This window comes from Sinorhizobium saheli (assembly GCF_001651875.1).
Classification (GTDB): Bacteria; Pseudomonadota; Alphaproteobacteria; order Rhizobiales; family Rhizobiaceae; genus Sinorhizobium; species Sinorhizobium saheli.
Window position 1 is genome coordinate 1 of the sequence record NZ_LNQB01000100.1, and the last position, 15,007, is coordinate 15,007.

Genomic DNA, 15,007 nt, shown 5'->3' on the forward strand with positions numbered 1-15,007 from the left:
GATGCGCCCACACCTTCTTCTCAGCTATCCTCATCGCCGCAACATGCTGCTTCTATCTCGATTAATGAGTCCTGAGCCTAGGACGGCGCGGCGCGTCTCCTTCGCCCCGCAAGCGGGGAGAAGGTGGCCGGCAGGCCGGATGAGGGGCATTCCCGCGGCACCAATGCCGCTACCCGCGCAAGTCCTTGCGCAGGATCTTGCCGACGTTCGACTTCGGCAGTTCGTCGCGGAACTCGACATATCTCGGCCGCTTGTAATTGGTGAGGTTCAGGGCGCAGTGGCGCTTGACCTCCTCCTCGGTGAGGTTCGGATCCTTGCGCACTACGAAGAGCTTGACCGCCTCGCCGGAATGCGGATCGGCGATGCCGATCGCCGCGCATTCGAGGATGCCCGGGTGTGTGACCGCGACCTCCTCGATCTCGTTCGGGAAGACGTTGAAGCCCGAGACCAGGATCATGTCCTTCTTGCGGTCGACGATCTTCGTCAGCCCGTCGGCATTCATGAAGCCGATATCGCCGGTGCGGAAGAATTCGTCCGGCGCAATCGCTTTCGCCGTCTCCTCCGGGCGCTTCCAGTAGCCGGCCATCACCTGCGGACCGCGGATGCAGATTTCGCCGACCTCGCCGACAGGCAGCCTGTGCCCTTCCTCGTCGCGGATCTCGACCTCCGTCGAGGGCAGCGGCATGCCGATGGTGCCGGTGAAATGGTCGGTGTCGAGGCGGTTGGCGGTGGCGACGGGCGAGGTTTCCGAGAGGCCGTAGCCTTCATGGATTGGGCAGCCGGTCAGTTCCAGCCAGCGGTCGGCGACCGGCCGCTGCACGGCCATGCCGCCACCGAATGTCAGGATCAGCGACGAGAAGTCGAGCTTGCGGAATTCGGGATTGTTGAGCAGCGCGTTGAACAGCGTGTTGAGGCCGGGAAAGATATTCGTCCTGTACTTGCCGAGCTCCTTGACGAAGGCGGGAATGTCGCGGGGATTGGGGATCAGGATGTTGTTGCCGCCGGTCGCAAGGCCCATCAGCGAATTCACCGTCAGCGCGAAGATGTGGTAGAGCGGCAGCGCGCACATGAAGGTGAGGCTTTCCGGGCGCGGCTTGCGCTGAAAGGCGGTTTCCAGCCACAGCGCCATCTGGGCCATGTTGGAGAGAAGATTGGCGTGGGTCAGCGCAGCGCCCTTGGAAATGCCGGTCGTGCCGCCGGTATATTGCAGGAAGGCGATGTCCCCCTGCATCACGTTGGGCCTGGTGAAGGGGAGCGTCGCGCCCTTGGAGAGAACCGTCCTGAAGGAAATATGCCCGGGGAGCGACCAGGCGGGAACGAGCTTCTTGACGTGGCGTACGACGGAATTGACGATCACGCCCTTGAGGCCGAGCATGTCGCCCATGCGGGCGACCACCACATGCTTGACCGCCGTGCGGGCGATCACCTGCTCGACCGTGTGGGAGAAATTCTCGAGCACGAAGATCGCCTTCGCGCCGGCATCGACCAGCTGATGCTCCAGTTCGCGCGGCGTGTAGAGCGGATTGACGTTCACCACGGTGAAACCGGCCCTGAGGATACCGTAGACGATGACCGGGTTTGGCAGGATGTTCGGCATCATTACGGCGACCCGGTCGCCCTTTGCCAGCCCGAGCGATTGCAGCCAGGCGCCGATCCGGGCCGAATGCGTGTCGAGGTCATGGAAGGTCAGCGACTTGCCCATGCAGGTGAAGGCGGGGCGCCAGGAATGCTGCGCCACCGCATGGTCGAAGAACGCGCCGATGGAGCTATAGGCAAGCGGCGCGATTTCGGCCGGCACGCCCGGCGGATAGGATTTGAGCCAGATCCTGCCTGTGTGGGAACCCACCTGCTGCGTGCTCGCTTCCGCCATGACCTTCCTCCTCTGGTCGCCAATGAACGGCCGTCATCACGGCGAAGAAAATCCCTCCCGATCTTCCTCTCCGTCGAAGATGCTGCTTTTGCAGCACGTCTTCAAGCCGTATTTCCGATTATATGACCTTGACGTAAACGTCAATAATCCGCGTTCCCGATGCATGCCCGGATTTCGGGTGTCCGCCCGCGGATCGTCCACCGACAAGCTCCGTGTCATCTTCATCCGCTAAAGCATTTTGCAGTCAGGCGGAATCATCTGGCGTCGCACAAATGCGGCAAACAAACGGAAAGAGCGGTGGCGCGAACGCATGTGAGTGCATTCCGCTCCAGACGGGGAACCGTTCGGGCGCTGGCGGGTATGGGTCACGCGTCCGGAAGGCAAAGACCATCATTCCGCCGAAAACGGCGTGTCAGGCAGCATGACGGGCTGGCAAGCCTATCGGTTTGCTGTAAGGTCGGAAGATACGGAGGACCACAGGTGCAATTGGGCAATCGTGAACGAGAAAACCCTCCCGTGGAGCCGCGGCTCTTCGGGCAGCCGGCCCATTCGCGCTCCGCCCTCGTCCTGCCGATTTCGGCCGCCCGCTGGCTGCTGGTCCTCGTGCTGCTCGCCGGCGTCTATTTCTTCCACGGCTTCGTGGTGCCGGTGCTGGCCGCCGTCGTCATCGGCTTTGCGAGCTGGCCGGTCTACCGGCGGCTGCTGCAGGCGGTGAACGGCAATCGCACCCTTGCGGCGACGATCGCCATCGTCGCCGTGATCGGTTTCATCGTCGTGCCGATCTCGATCGCCGCGGCCTATGCGGTGGACGAGGTGCGCGACTGGCTCGTCTGGGCGGTCGAAGCCAATGCCAACGGCGCGGCGGTCCCCGGCTGGGTCACGACGATCCCGATCGCCGGCCCCTGGCTCGGCGAGCAATGGGTCAAATATATCGGCCATCCCGGCGCGCTTGGCGAACTGGTGCAGCTCGTCAGCGGCTCCAATATCGGCAATATCTATCGCGGCGTGCTGGTGATCGGCGCCTCCGCCTTCCAGTCGTTCCTGACGCTCCTCTTCATGCTCATCACGCTGTTCTTCGTCTACCGCGACGGCCAGTCCTTCTCCCGGCAGCTCGACCATCTCGGCGAGCGCATCTTCCCGATGCGCTGGGAACGGCTCTCGCGCGTCGTGCCGCTGACGATCAGCTCGACGGTGACCGGCATGGGGATCATCGCGATCGGCGAAGGCATCGTGCTCGGTGTCGCCTACTGGCTGGCGGGCGTGCCCTCGCCGGTCACGCTCGGCATCATCACCGGCATCATGGCGCTCGTGCCGGGCGGCGCACCGCTGAGCTTCACCCTCGTGTCGATCTATCTCGTCGCGAGCGGCTCGCCGGTGGCCGGGGTGGCGCTCTTCGCCTGGGGCACGACGGAGCTCTTCATCGTCGACAAGACGCTGAGGCCGAAGCTCGTCGGCGGCCCGATCAAGCTTCCCTTCCTGCCGACCTTTTTCGGCCTGATCGGCGGCGTCAAGACCATGGGTTTCCTCGGCCTCTTCGTCGGCCCGGTGCTCATGGCGCTGCTCGTCGCGATCTGGCGCGAATGGCTCCACGAGGTGACGAGCCAGCCGGAGCCGACGGTGAACCCCATCTCGAGGGTCGACATCTCCGCGAAGTGATGACCGGCGCCGGCGCCTCTTTATCTTTTCCTTATGCGGTAGCCGAAGCATTCCAATCGATATTTGACGCGCCACGGCTGCATCATCCGGATGACCGACACATTCGGAGAATGCACATGTCCGATCTTCTTTTTCTCGCCATCGGCGTCGGCAGCTTCGCCGTGTTTGCGCTCTACGCCCGCGCGCTCGGCCGGCTCTAGTGCGGGATGCACTCACATGCGTTCGCGCCACCGCTCTACCTGTTTGTTCTTGCTGCATCTGTGCGACGTCAGGTGATTCCACCTGACTGCAAAATGCTCCAGGAGGGTTCAATGCTCGAAGCTCTCATCGGCCTCGCCGTCGCGCTCGCGCTCGCGGCCTACCTTGTCGTGACGCTGGTCCGGCCCGAGCGGTTCTGACCCGCTCATCGTCAGCGGAGCGGCGAGTGCGCGGCGTTTCGCCCGCATCCCGCTCCGACCCGTCTGAATCGGAGTATTTCCCATGACTGCTATTGGCTGGCTGCAGATCAGCCTGCTCTTGCTCGCGGTCCTGATCGTCGCCAAGCCGCTTGGGCTCTATATGGCGCAGGTCTTTTCCGGCGAGCGCAACGTCTTCTCGCCCATCCTTGCTCCCGTCGAGCGTGGGCTCTATGCGGCCGCCGGCGTCGATCCGGCGAGGGAGCAGGGCTGGCTCGCCTATACATTGTCCATGCTTGCCTTCAGCATGGTCGGCGTCGTCTCCCTTTACGCGATCCTGAGGCTCCAGGCCTACCTGCCCCTGAACCCACAGGGCTTCGGCAACGTCCCCCCGGACCTCGCCTTCAACACCGCCGTCAGCTTCGTCACCAACACCAATTGGCAGAACTATGCGGGCGAGACGACGCTCAGCCATTTCAGCCAGATGATCGGGCTCACGGTGCAGAATTTCGTATCGGCGGCGAGCGGCATCGCCCTTGCCCTCGCGGTCACGAGGGCCTTCGCCCGCTCGGCCGCCTCGGCGGTCGGCAACTTCTGGGTCGATCTCACCCGCGCGACNCGCCTCGGCGGTCGGCAACTTCTGGGTCGATCTCACCCGCGCGACCCTCTACGTGCTTTTGCCGGTCGCGGCCCTCGTCGCGATCATCTTCGTGGCCATGGGGCTGCCTCAGACGTTCAATGCCTCCGTCGAGGCGACGACGCTCGAGGGCGCGAAGCAGACGATCGCGCTCGGCCCCGTCGCCAGCCAGGAGGCCATCAAGCAGCTCGGCACCAACGGCGGCGGCTTCTTCAACACCAATGCCGCGCATCCCTTCGAAAATCCGACGGCGCTTTCCAACTACCTCAACATCTTCGCCATGCTGTCGCTCTCGACGGCGCTGCTCTACACCTTCGGTCAGCTCGTCGGCAACCGCCGCCAGGGCTGGGCCTTCATCGCCGTTACCTTCGCCTTCCTGATCATGGGCGTTGGAGTGGTCTACTGGGCCGAGGCGGCCGGCAACCCGATCCTGACCGCGCTCGGCCTCGATCCGGCGCTCGGCAACATGGAAGGCAAGGAGGTTCGCTTCGGTCAGGCGATGACGGCGCTCTATGCGGTGGTGACGACGGGTCTCTCGGACGGCGGCGTCAACGGCATGCACGGCTCGTTCACCGGTCTCGGCGGCCTCGTTCCGATGTTCCTGATCCAGCTCGGCGAGGTCCTGCCGGGCGGCGTCGGCTCCGGTCTTTACGGCATGGTCGTCTTCGCGGTCCTCGCCGTTTTCGTCGCCGGCCTGATGGTGGGCCGCACGCCCGAGCTGCTCGGCAAGAAAATCGAATCGCGCGAAATGAAATATGCGATGTTCGCGGTGCTCGTCCTGCCGGCCGCGATCCTCGGCTTCACGGCGGTTTCCGCCGTGCTGCCTTCCGCCGTTGCCAGCGTCGGCACTCCCGGCCCGCACGGGCTCTCGGAGATCCTTTATGCCTTCACCTCCGCCGCCGGCAACAACGGTTCGGCCTTCGGTGGGCTCACGGGCAATACGCCCTGGTACAACACGACGCTTGGCGTGGCGATGCTGCTCGGCCGTTTCGCCTATGCCGTCCCCGTGCTCGCGATCGCCGGCTCGATCGCCGCCAAGACGCGCGTTCCGGCATCCAAGGGCACCTTCCCGACCGACACGCCGCTCTTCGTCGGCCTCTTGATCGGCATCATCCTCATTCTCGGCGGGCTGCAGTTCTTCCCGGCGCTCGCCCTCGGCCCGATCATCGAGCATTTCGCGATGCTTTCGGGCCAGACCTTCTGAAGGAAACCAGGATGTCCACGAAACCTCTGGCTCCGCGCCTCATCGACCCCACAATCCTCCTGCCGGCAACGAAGGCTGCCTTCGTCAAGCTCGACCCGCGCCAGCTCGTGCGCAACCCCGTGATCTTCGTCACCGAGGTCGTGGCGGCGATGGTGACCCTCTTCTTCGTCCGCGACCTCGTCTCCGCTGGCGGCAGCCCGCTCTTCTCCGGCCAGATCGCCGCCTGGCTCTGGTTCACCGTACTCTTCGCCACCTTTGCGGAAGCCGTCGCCGAGGGGCGCGGCAAGGCGCAGGCGGACTTCCTCCGCCGCACCAAATCGGAGCTGACGGCGCACAGGCTTCTTTCGCCGGAGGGCCGAGAGACGAAGGAGATCGCCGCCAGCATGCTGAAGGTCGGCGACGTCGTGCTGGTCGAGGCCGGTGAACTGATCCCCGGTGACGGCGAAGTCGTCGAAGGCGTTGCCTCGGTCAACGAAAGCGCGATCACGGGCGAATCGGCGCCGGTGATCCGCGAGGCGGGTGGCGACCGCTCCGCCGTCACCGGCGGCACGCAGGTCCTCTCCGACTGGATCAAGGTCCGCATCACGACCGCGCCCGGCTCGACCTTCGTCGACCGCATGATCGCCCTCATCGAGGGGGCGCAGCGGCAGAAGACGCCGAACGAAATCGCGCTGTCGATCCTGCTTTCCGGTCTGACCTTGATCTTTCTGATCGCCGTGGTCACGCTCTGGGGCCTTGCCGGCTATTCCGCGACCGTACTCTCGGTCACCGTGCTTGCGGCCCTGCTCGTCACCCTGATCCCGACGACCATCGGCGGGCTCCTGTCGGCGATCGGCATTGCCGGCATGGACCGGCTGGTGCGCTTCAACGTCATCGCCACATCCGGCCGTGCCGTCGAGGCGGCGGGTGACGTCGATACCCTCCTGCTCGACAAGACCGGCACCATCACCTTCGGCAATCGCATGGCGAGCGACTTCCTGCCGGTGCCGGGCGTCACCGAGACGGAGCTGGCGGATGCGGCGCTGCTTGCGAGCCTCGCGGACGAGACGCCGGAAGGCCGCTCGATCGTGGCACTCGCGACCGGCGAGTTCGGCCGTCCGGTACCCGCTGCCCAAATGGATGCAGTCGTGCCCTTCGCCGCCGAGACCCGGCTTTCGGGCGTCGACCATGCCGGACGCCGGCTGCGCAAGGGGGCGGTAGACGCGGTCCTGAAATTTGCCGGCCTCTCCGATGACAAGGTCGTCGCGGAGTTCCGCCAGGCGGTCGACCGGATTGCCCGCACCGGCGGCACGCCGCTCGCTGTCGCTGACGGCCCCCGGCTGCTCGGCGTCATTCACCTGAAGGACATCGTCAAACCCGGCATCAAGGAGCGCTTCGCGGCACTGCGCTCGATGGGCATCCGCACGGTCATGGTGACCGGCGACAATCCGATCACCGCCGCAGCCATCGCCTCCGAAGCGGGCGTCGACGATTTCCTCGCCGAAGCGACGCCGGAGGACAAGCTCGCCTATATCCGCAAGGAGCAGGCGGGCGGCAGGCTCATCGCCATGTGCGGTGACGGCACCAATGACGCGCCGGCGCTCGCCCAGGCCGATGTCGGCGTCGCCATGCAGACCGGAACGCAGGCCGCCCGCGAGGCCGCCAACATGGTGGATCTCGATTCGAGCCCGACCAAGCTCATCGAGATCGTCGAGATCGGCAAGCAATTGCTGATGACGCGCGGCTCCCTCACCACCTTCTCGATCGCCAACGACGTTGCCAAGTATTTCGCTATCATCCCGGCGCTGTTCGTGGCGACCTATCCGGCGCTTGGCGCGCTCAACGTCATGGGCCTCGCCTCACCGCAGTCTGCCATCCTCTCGGCCGTCATCTTCAATGCGCTGATTATCGTGGCCCTCATTCCGTTGGCGCTGAAGGGCGTCACATACCGCCCGGTCGGTGCGGCGGCGCTCCTGCGCCGCAATCTGCTGGTCTACGGCCTCGGCGGCCTCGTACTGCCCTTCCTCGGAATCAAGCTCATCGATGTCATCGTCTCCACCCTCGTTCTGGTGTGATCATGTTCAAGCAACTTCGCCCCGCACTTGTTCTTACCCTGGCTTTCACGGTCATTACCGGCCTGGCCTACCCTTTCGCGATCACCGGCGTGGCGCAGGCACTGATGCCGGCCGAGGCCAATGGCAGCCTGATCCGGAAGGACGGCGTCGTCATCGGTTCCGATCTGATCGGCCAGAACTTCGCTTCGGACAAATACTTCTGGCCGCGCCCTTCGGCGACCGGTCCGGAACCCTACAACGCCGGCGCCTCCAGCGGCTCCAATCTCGGCACAACCTCCGTCAGGCTCAAGGACCGCGTGGCCGCCGACACTGAACGGCTTCGCGCTGCTGGCGTCATGGGCGAGATTCCCGCAGATGCCGCCACGGCGTCGGGATCGGGCCTCGACCCGCATATCTCGCCCGCGTTCGCCAAAGCCCAGATTGCGCGCGTCGCCCACGCGCGGGGCCTATCGGAAGCGGATGTGGCAAACCTGGTTGAACGGACGACGCAAACTCGACTGTTCGGGCTCATAGGCGAGCCGCGTGTCAGTGTGCTAAAACTGAACCTCGCCCTGGACGCGTCCGGGACCTGACCCAAGTTCGAGACGTTGATGCCCGAGAACGACCGCGACCACACGCGCCGCCCCGATCCTGATGCCCTGCTGGCACTGGCGGAACAGGGTGGCAGAGGGAAGCTGACCGTATTCCTCGGCGCTGCGCCCGGCGTCGGCAAGACCTACGCGATGCTGATGCGTGCGCGACGCCTGAGGGAAGACGGCGTCGATATCGTCATCGGACTGGTGGAAACGCATGGCCGCGCCGAGACGGCGGGTCTGCTCGAGGGGCTGGAGGTGCTGCCGCGCCGCGAGGTCGTCCATAGCGGCCGCACGCTTTGCGAATTTGATCTCGACGCGGCGCTTGCCCGCCGCCCCCGCGTCATCGTCGTCGACGAACTTGCACACACCAATCTTGGCGAAGCCCGGCATCCCAAGCGCTACCAGGATATCGAGGAGCTGGTGGACGCCGGCATCGATGTGTGGACTGCGCTCAATATCCAGCATCTGGAAAGCTTGTCCGATGTCGTCACCCAGATCGCCGGCGTTCCCGTGCGTGAGCGCATCCCCGACACCGTGCTGAACCGTGCCGACGACGTGCTGCTGGTCGACCTGCCGCCGGCGGAGCTCATCGAACGGCTGAAGGAGGGCAAGGTCTATGTTCCGGAAAGCGCCAAGCGGGCGATCGATCGCTTCTTCCGGCTCGGCAACCTGACGGCGCTGCGCGAACTGGCGTTGAGGCGCACGGCCGACCGGGTCGACGACCAGATGGTCGATTACCTCAGGCAGAACGCCATCGAAGGGCCATGGCCGGCTGCGGAAAGGCTGCTCGTCTGCATCGGTCCGGACCCGCTGTCGGAAAAGGTGGTGAGGACTTCAAGCCGCCTTGCTTCCGGCCTCAACGCCGACTGGATCGTCGTTTCCGTCGAGCGCGCGGACCACGAGGCGGGCAATCGGGAGGCGATGCGACAGCTCGATGACACCTTCCGCCTTGCCGAACTGCTGGGCGCCGAGACGCGCCGCATCGTTGGCAGCGATTTCGTCGAGGAGATTTTGAAGCTCGCGAGACGCGAGCACGTGACACAGATCGTCATCGGCGCCACGCGTCACCGTTTCCCGCTTCGGCTCTTCCGCCGCTCGTTGCCCGACGCTCTCACCGCGCGGACTTCGGGAATCGGCATTCATCTCGTCACCGATCGGGACGAACCGGCCGCAAGACCGGCAGGACGGCAAAAGCCGGCGCTACCCCAACGTTTCTGGCGGGCGCTTGCCATTGCCGCCGGCACGACGGGGCTGGCGACGGTGCTCGGATTGCTGATCGAGCGCTTCATCGTCCTGCAGAATATTTCTCTGCTGTACCTGCTCGCGGTGCTCGCCTCGGCCGTCTATGCCGGTTACGCCGGGGCCGTCGCGGCCGCGCTGTTTTCCGTTCTCGCCTATAATTTCTCCTTCATCGATCCGGTCGGCACGTTCACCGTCGCGGAGCCCCACGAGGTTTTCGCACTGTTCGTTTTCCTGGCGGCCGCGGCGCTTGCAGGCGGTCTCGCATCGCGCGTTCGCGAACAGGCCAAGGCGGCAGCCGGCCGGGCGGCGGCGACACAGGCCCTCTATGATTTCTCCCGCAAGCTTTCCGGCACCGCCAGGGTGGAGGATGTTCTCTGGGCGGCCGTCTCCCAGATACAGTCGACGCTGCGGCGCAATGCGGTTCTGCTCCTGCCCGAAGACGGCGACATCGCGCTGGGGGCTGCCTGGCCGCCGGACACCGAACTCGGCGTCAGCGACATGATGGCCGCGCGCTGGACCTTCGAGAAGAAGGAAGCGGCGGGCAACGACACCGGCACGCTGCCGAACAGCCCATTTCAGTTCAGGCCGCTCGTGACGCCGCATGGCGTCGCGGGAGTCTGCGGCTTCGTTCAGCAGGACAAACCGCTGGAAGCAAATGAGGAGCGGGCGCTTGCCGCGATCCTGGACCAGACGGCGATCGCCGTCGATCGTGCCCGGCTGTCGCGCGAAAGTCTCAAGCAGGCCGCCCAGCTCGAAGGCGACAAGTTCCGCGGTGCCCTGCTTTCCTCCCTGTCTCACGATCTGAGAACGCCGCTCGCGACGATCACCGGAGCGGTGACGAGCCTGCGCCAGCTCGGCGACCGGATGCCGGCGGAAAGTCGGGACGATCTGCTAGAGTCGATCGAGGAAGAAAGCGAGAGGCTGACGCGCTTCGTCGCCAACCTGCTCGACATGACGCGCATCGAGGCCGGAACGGTCAATGCCAAGCACGACTGGGTCGATATCGCGGATGTCATCCGCTCCGCCGTCGAGCGGGCACGGAAGTATTTTCCCGGCCGCGAATTTGAAACGAGTGTTGCGGCCGACCTGCCGCTGATGCGTGGCGACAGCGTGCTCCTCGGACAGGTTCTCTTCAACCTGCTCGACAACGCCAACCGGTTCGGCGGCGACGAACCCGTGGGCATCTACGCCCGGCGGGAGAAGGACGAGATCGTTCTTTCGGTCACCGACCTCGGCAAGGGGATCGCTCCAGCCGATCTCGAGCATGTGTTCGACAAGTTCTTCCGCAAGGGAAAGCCGGATGGCGGTTCGCTCGGAACGGGGCTCGGCCTCTCGATAGCGAAGGGTCTCGTCGAGGCGATGGGCGGACAGATCAAGGCGGAGAGCCCGGCGATCAGGCGGCGGGGCACGCGCATTTCCATGCGTTTTCCGGCTGCCGATACCAACCTTTCCGGGAAGGAGCGGGAATGACGGCTGAGCGTATTCTCGTGGTCGACGACGAGCCGCAGATCCAGCGGTTCCTGCGTCCGGCCCTCGGGGCGGCGGGTTACGAGGTGGTGGAGGCGATGACCGGTACGCAGGCGCTGAAGACCGCGGCGACGGCGGCACCCGACGTCATCATCCTCGATCTCGGCCTGCCCGACATGGACGGCAAGGACGTCGTCGCCAGTCTCCGCGCCTGGTCCAAGGTGCCGATCATCATCCTCTCCGCGCGCGATCGCGAGAGCGAAAAGATCGCCGCACTCGATCTCGGCGCCGACGACTATATCGAGAAGCCCTTCGGCATCGGCGAGTTGACGGCGCGCATCCGCGCGGCGCTGCGCCACCGCATCCAGATGGAGGGCGTCCAGGCGCAACTCTCCGCCGACGGCCTCGCGATCGACATGGTCAAGCGCGTGGTGACCCGCGACGGCGAGGTCCTGCGGCTGACGCCGAAGGAATATGACCTGCTCGTGATGCTTGCCCGCCATGCCGGCCGTGTCGTCACCCACAGATCGCTGCTGACCTCCGTCTGGGGCGTGGCGCATGGCGAGGACCTGCATTATCTGCGTGTATTCATCGGGCAGTTGCGCGGCAAGGTCGAGCGCGATCCGGCCGATCCGAAGATCATCCGCACCGAGCCCGGCGTCGGCTACCGCTTCGTCGGCGATGACGATTGAGCGCCATATGGCCTTTGTTTCCAAGTTGTTTTAAGGCAAAGTGCAATCATAAATTTCGAGGGGCCGGTTTCAAGAAGATGAGTGTCGCTCCCGACAGCGGAGACGCGGAAACGCCGGGTGCGGATCGGCGCCCGATCAAGGCGCGCGACAGCGGCTTCGCGCGGCGGCTGACAGCGCTTCTTCTGAAGACGTCGATCACACCAAACCAGATTTCCCTCCTCAGCATCGCCTTTGCCGCGGCCGGAGCCGCGGCCCTCTATTGGGCGCAGCACCGGCCGCTCCTCTTTCTCGCGGCGCTCGCCGGCATCCAGTTGCGTCTCCTGTGTAACCTGCTCGATGGCATGGTGGCGGTCGAGGGCGGGCGCGGCTCACCGGTGGGGGCGCTCTACAACGAATTTCCCGACCGGGTCGCCGACACGGTGCTCATCGTCGCGCTCGGCTATGCCGCTGGCGCCGGCTGGCTCGGCTGGGCGGGGGCGCTCGCCGCAGCGCTGACGGCCTATGTGCGCGTCTTCGGCGGCTCGCTCGGCCAAGCCCAGGATTTTCGCGGGCCCATGGCGAAACAGCACCGGATGGCGCTGATGAGCGTCGCCTCGCTCCTTGCCTTTGGCGAGGCGCTGCTGACGGCCGACCGTTTCGTGCTCTATCTCGCAGCCTGGATCCTCCTGATCGGCGCGCTTCTCACCTGCGCGACGCGCACGAGCGCGATCGTCGCGCGCATCACGGGAGCGCCGACGCGGTGATCGACCTCGTGCTGATCGGCCTCACGCGGTTTCTCGTCGGCGGGCAGGCGCTCTGGATCGGCGCGTCGCCGGAGACGCGCCAGCGCATCTATTTCGCCAATCACGCCAGCCATCTCGACACGCTGTTGATCTGGTCGGCCCTGCCGCGAGGCTTGCGCGCGGTCACCCATCCGATCGCCGCGGCGGATTATTGGGGCAAGGGCAGGGTGCGGCGCCACATCGCCCTCGAGGTGCTCAACGCCGTGCTCATCGACAGGTCCACGCAGGGGCCGCCCGGGGCGGCACTCGCGCCGCTCCGCGGCGTGCTCGCGGAGGGCGAGTCGCTCGTCCTCTTCCCGGAGGGAACCCGCGGCAGCGAGCGCCTGCCCGGACCGTTCAAGAGCGGGCTCTACTGGTTGTCGCAGGAGTTTCCGGAGGTGGAACTGATCCCGACCTACCTCGACAATCCTTCGCGCGCGTTTCCGAAGGGCACCTTCCTGCCGGTCCCGATCAGTTGCACGGTCCGCTTCGGGCCGCCGGTCGCGCGCCAAACGGGAGAAGACAAGGACGATTTTCTGGAGCGGGCCCGCACGGCGGTCGCGGCACTCGCGTCGGATCCGGTCGGATGAGCATGGCCATGTCTTTGAGCGACAAGCTTTTCATTCTCTTCGGCGGCGTCTGCGGCCTCCTCGTCATAGCCTCGCTGATCGGCTTCGCGCTGTCGCGGCGCGCAACGTCGGAAAGCGGGCGGGCAACGATCGACAACCTCAATGCCCGCATCAAGGCCTGGTGGGTGATGATCGCCATTTTTGCGGCGAGCTTCGCGCTCGGGCGCGGCGTCACGCTCGTGCTTTTCGCGCTGACGTCCTTCTATACGCTGCGCGAATTCGTCTCGCTGACGCCGACGCGGGCCGCCGACCATCTGCCGCTGGTTGCCGCCTTCTACCTCCTCTTGCCGCTGCAATATTGGCTGATCGCGATCGACTGGTATGCGCTGTTCACGATCCTGATCCCGGTCTACGGCTTCCTTCTGCTTCCGAGTCTTGCGGCGCTGAAGGGCGACGCCGGTGAGTTCCTGCTGCGCGTCTCGCGCATCCAATGGGGCCTGATGCTGACCGTCTATTGCATCAGCCATGCGCCGGCGCTGCTGACGCTCGACATCCCCGGCCGCCCGCGCGAGGGTTTTCTGCTGCTCTTCTTCCTGATCACGGTCGCGCAGTTCAGCGACGTGATGCAATATGTCTTCGGCAAGCTCATCGGCCGGACGAAGGTGGCGCCGGCCATCAGCCCTTCGAAGACCGTCGAAGGCCTCATCGGCGGCGGCCTCTCCGCCGTCGCCGCCGGGGCCGGCCTCTGGTGGATCACGCCGTTCACGCCGATCGAGGCGGCCGCCATGGCCCTCGCCATCGTCGCCATGGGCTTTTTGGGCGGCCTGGCGCTATCGGCCGTGAAGCGCTCGATGGGGGTGAAGGACTGGGGCACGATGATTTCCGGCCACGGCGGCGTGCTCGACCGCATGGATTCGCTGAGTTTTGCCGCACCGGTGTTTTTTCACCTGACGCGCTATTTCTTTACGTGAGGGCGATGGCTCGGCTCTGATGGCAGCGGCGGCCGGTCAAGCGCCGGCCGCGCCACCCTAGAGCGGGATGCACTCACATGCGTTCGCGCTGCCGCTCCATCTGTTTGTTTTCGCCCGCATTTGTGCGACGTCAGGTGATTCCACCTGACTGCAAAATGCTCTAGCCGGTGACCCTTTCTCCGATTTGCAGCCTCTGGTCATCGAGGAAGCTGTAGGGTGGAACCTCGAGATTGCGAGGCGCCGGGCCTTTCCGAACGCGCCCCGAGGCGTCGTAGATGGAGCCGTGGCACGGGCAGAACCAGCCGCCGTAAGGGCCGCGGGAATCGCCTTCGTTCTGGCCGAGCGGGATGCAGCCGAGATGGGTGCAGACGCCCACCAGCACCAGCCATTCCGGACGCACGGCGCGGTCGCTGTCGCGCGCCGGATCGATCAGGTCCGGACTGTCGTCGTCCGCGCGCGCCTGCGCGACGATCTCGGCGGGGCGATGAAAGATGAAGACGGGCTTGCCGCGCCATTTCATCGTCACGCGCTGACCGGGCGCGATACCCGCCAGGTCGATCTCCACGGCCGCCATCGCCGCGACATCCGCCGAGGGCTGCATGGCGTCGATGAACGGCCAGAGGAAGGCCACAGTCCCGACGCCGCCGGCCATCGCCGTTGTCAGATAGAGAAAATCGCGCCGCGTCGGCTCCGCGGCGGGGGTTGTTTCAACGCTCTCGGTCATGTCGGACCCAATGAAAGCGGCATCGTCGCCCGCCGGCGACTCCCGTCAGGATGGCTCTACACGCGCAACGGTCGCCGTAGCCCTTTGAATTGCAGCATGTCTTTGTCCTTAACAGGCTGCTGAAAATCGTGTTGCGTTACCGCAAGCCATCGCGGTTGGTGCGATTTTTTGGCGGATTTCGGCAGGATTT

12 protein-coding genes and 1 pseudogene are annotated in these 15,007 nt (G+C 65.3%); 11 read left to right on the top strand and 2 right to left on the bottom strand.

Going from position 1 to position 15,007, the window contains the following annotated elements:
* Positions 1-169: 169 nt before the first annotated feature.
* Positions 170-1,870 (bottom strand): long-chain fatty acid--CoA ligase, encoded by a 1,701-nt coding sequence (locus ATB98_RS25645; RefSeq protein WP_066878881.1) that lies wholly within the window; start codon positions 1,868-1,870, stop codon positions 170-172.
* A 480-nt stretch (positions 1,871-2,350) separates the two neighbouring features.
* Between ATB98_RS25645 and ATB98_RS25650 the strand changes: the two genes are divergently transcribed.
* The 11 genes and pseudogenes from ATB98_RS25650 (at position 2,351) to ATB98_RS25700 (ending at position 14,093) form a co-directional block, all read left to right on the top strand.
* Positions 2,351-3,526 carry an AI-2E family transporter gene (locus ATB98_RS25650; protein WP_066878883.1) on the top strand — a complete coding sequence of 392 codons (1,176 nt, stop codon included), beginning with the start codon at positions 2,351-2,353 and terminating at the stop codon, positions 3,524-3,526.
* 311 nt (positions 3,527-3,837) lie between these two features.
* Complete coding sequence (gene kdpF, locus ATB98_RS30620) at positions 3,838-3,924, top strand: K(+)-transporting ATPase subunit F (RefSeq protein ID WP_066878887.1); 87 nt, start codon at positions 3,838-3,840, stop codon at positions 3,922-3,924.
* 82 nt (positions 3,925-4,006) lie between these two features.
* On the top strand, positions 4,007-4,539 hold a 533-nt coding region (locus ATB98_RS30280; RefSeq protein ID WP_327197944.1), incomplete at its 3' end, for a potassium-transporting ATPase subunit KdpA.
* Position 4,540: 1 nt separating this feature from the next.
* Positions 4,541-5,762: pseudogene (kdpA, locus tag ATB98_RS25665) on the top strand (potassium-transporting ATPase subunit KdpA); the annotation flags it as partial.
* An 11-nt stretch (positions 5,763-5,773) separates the two neighbouring features.
* Positions 5,774-7,816 (top strand): potassium-transporting ATPase subunit KdpB, encoded by a 2,043-nt coding sequence (gene kdpB / locus ATB98_RS25670; protein WP_066878888.1) that lies wholly within the window; start codon positions 5,774-5,776, stop codon positions 7,814-7,816.
* Positions 7,817-7,818: 2 nt separating this feature from the next.
* A complete protein-coding gene (kdpC, locus tag ATB98_RS25675; RefSeq protein WP_066878891.1) occupies positions 7,819-8,388 on the top strand; it encodes a potassium-transporting ATPase subunit KdpC in 570 nt (189 codons plus the stop codon).
* Between the two features lie 18 nt (positions 8,389-8,406).
* On the top strand, positions 8,407-11,103 hold the full coding sequence (locus ATB98_RS25680; protein WP_066878893.1) for a sensor histidine kinase: 2,697 nt from the start codon (positions 8,407-8,409) through the stop codon (positions 11,101-11,103).
* On the top strand, positions 11,100-11,792 hold the full coding sequence (locus ATB98_RS25685; protein WP_066878895.1) for a response regulator: 693 nt from the start codon (positions 11,100-11,102) through the stop codon (positions 11,790-11,792). The genes ATB98_RS25680 and ATB98_RS25685 overlap by 4 nt, the downstream gene beginning before the upstream one ends.
* Before the next feature lie 77 nt (positions 11,793-11,869).
* On the top strand, positions 11,870-12,535 hold the full coding sequence (locus ATB98_RS25690; protein ID WP_066878897.1) for a CDP-alcohol phosphatidyltransferase family protein: 666 nt from the start codon (positions 11,870-11,872) through the stop codon (positions 12,533-12,535).
* Entirely contained in the window at positions 12,532-13,143 is a 612-nt protein-coding gene (locus ATB98_RS25695; protein ID WP_066878899.1) for a lysophospholipid acyltransferase family protein, read from the top strand. The genes ATB98_RS25690 and ATB98_RS25695 overlap by 4 nt, the downstream gene beginning before the upstream one ends.
* Positions 13,144-13,151: 8 nt before the next feature.
* On the top strand, positions 13,152-14,093 hold the full coding sequence (locus ATB98_RS25700; RefSeq protein WP_066878904.1) for a phosphatidate cytidylyltransferase: 942 nt from the start codon (positions 13,152-13,154) through the stop codon (positions 14,091-14,093).
* Positions 14,094-14,253: 160 nt separating this feature from the next.
* Here the strand turns inward: ATB98_RS25700 and petA are convergent, their stop codons facing one another.
* Positions 14,254-14,817 carry a ubiquinol-cytochrome c reductase iron-sulfur subunit gene (gene petA, locus ATB98_RS25705; RefSeq protein ID WP_066878902.1) on the bottom strand — a complete coding sequence of 188 codons (564 nt, stop codon included), beginning with the start codon at positions 14,815-14,817 and terminating at the stop codon, positions 14,254-14,256.
* Between the last annotated feature and the right edge of the window lie 190 nt (positions 14,818-15,007).

Excerpts from the sequence above, each read along its gene's own strand:
- ATB98_RS25685 (WP_066878895.1), top strand. The coding sequence starts at position 11,100 with ATGACGGCTGAGCGTATTCTCGTGGTCGACGACGAGCCGCAGATCCAG.
- ATB98_RS25690 (WP_066878897.1), top strand. The coding sequence starts at position 11,870 with ATGAGTGTCGCTCCCGACAGCGGAGACGCGGAAACGCCGGGTGCGGAT.
- ATB98_RS25700 (WP_066878904.1), top strand. The coding sequence starts at position 13,152 with ATGTCTTTGAGCGACAAGCTTTTCATTCTCTTCGGCGGCGTCTGCGGC.
- kdpF (WP_066878887.1), top strand. The coding sequence starts at position 3,838 with ATGCTCGAAGCTCTCATCGGCCTCGCCGTCGCGCTCGCGCTCGCGGCC.
- ATB98_RS25645 (WP_066878881.1), bottom strand. The coding sequence starts at position 1,870 with ATGGCGGAAGCGAGCACGCAGCAGGTGGGTTCCCACACAGGCAGGATC.
- ATB98_RS25680 (WP_066878893.1), top strand. The coding sequence starts at position 8,407 with ATGCCCGAGAACGACCGCGACCACACGCGCCGCCCCGATCCTGATGCC.
- kdpC (WP_066878891.1), top strand. The coding sequence starts at position 7,819 with ATGTTCAAGCAACTTCGCCCCGCACTTGTTCTTACCCTGGCTTTCACG.
- petA (WP_066878902.1), bottom strand. The coding sequence starts at position 14,817 with ATGACCGAGAGCGTTGAAACAACCCCCGCCGCGGAGCCGACGCGGCGC.
- kdpB (WP_066878888.1), top strand. The coding sequence starts at position 5,774 with ATGTCCACGAAACCTCTGGCTCCGCGCCTCATCGACCCCACAATCCTC.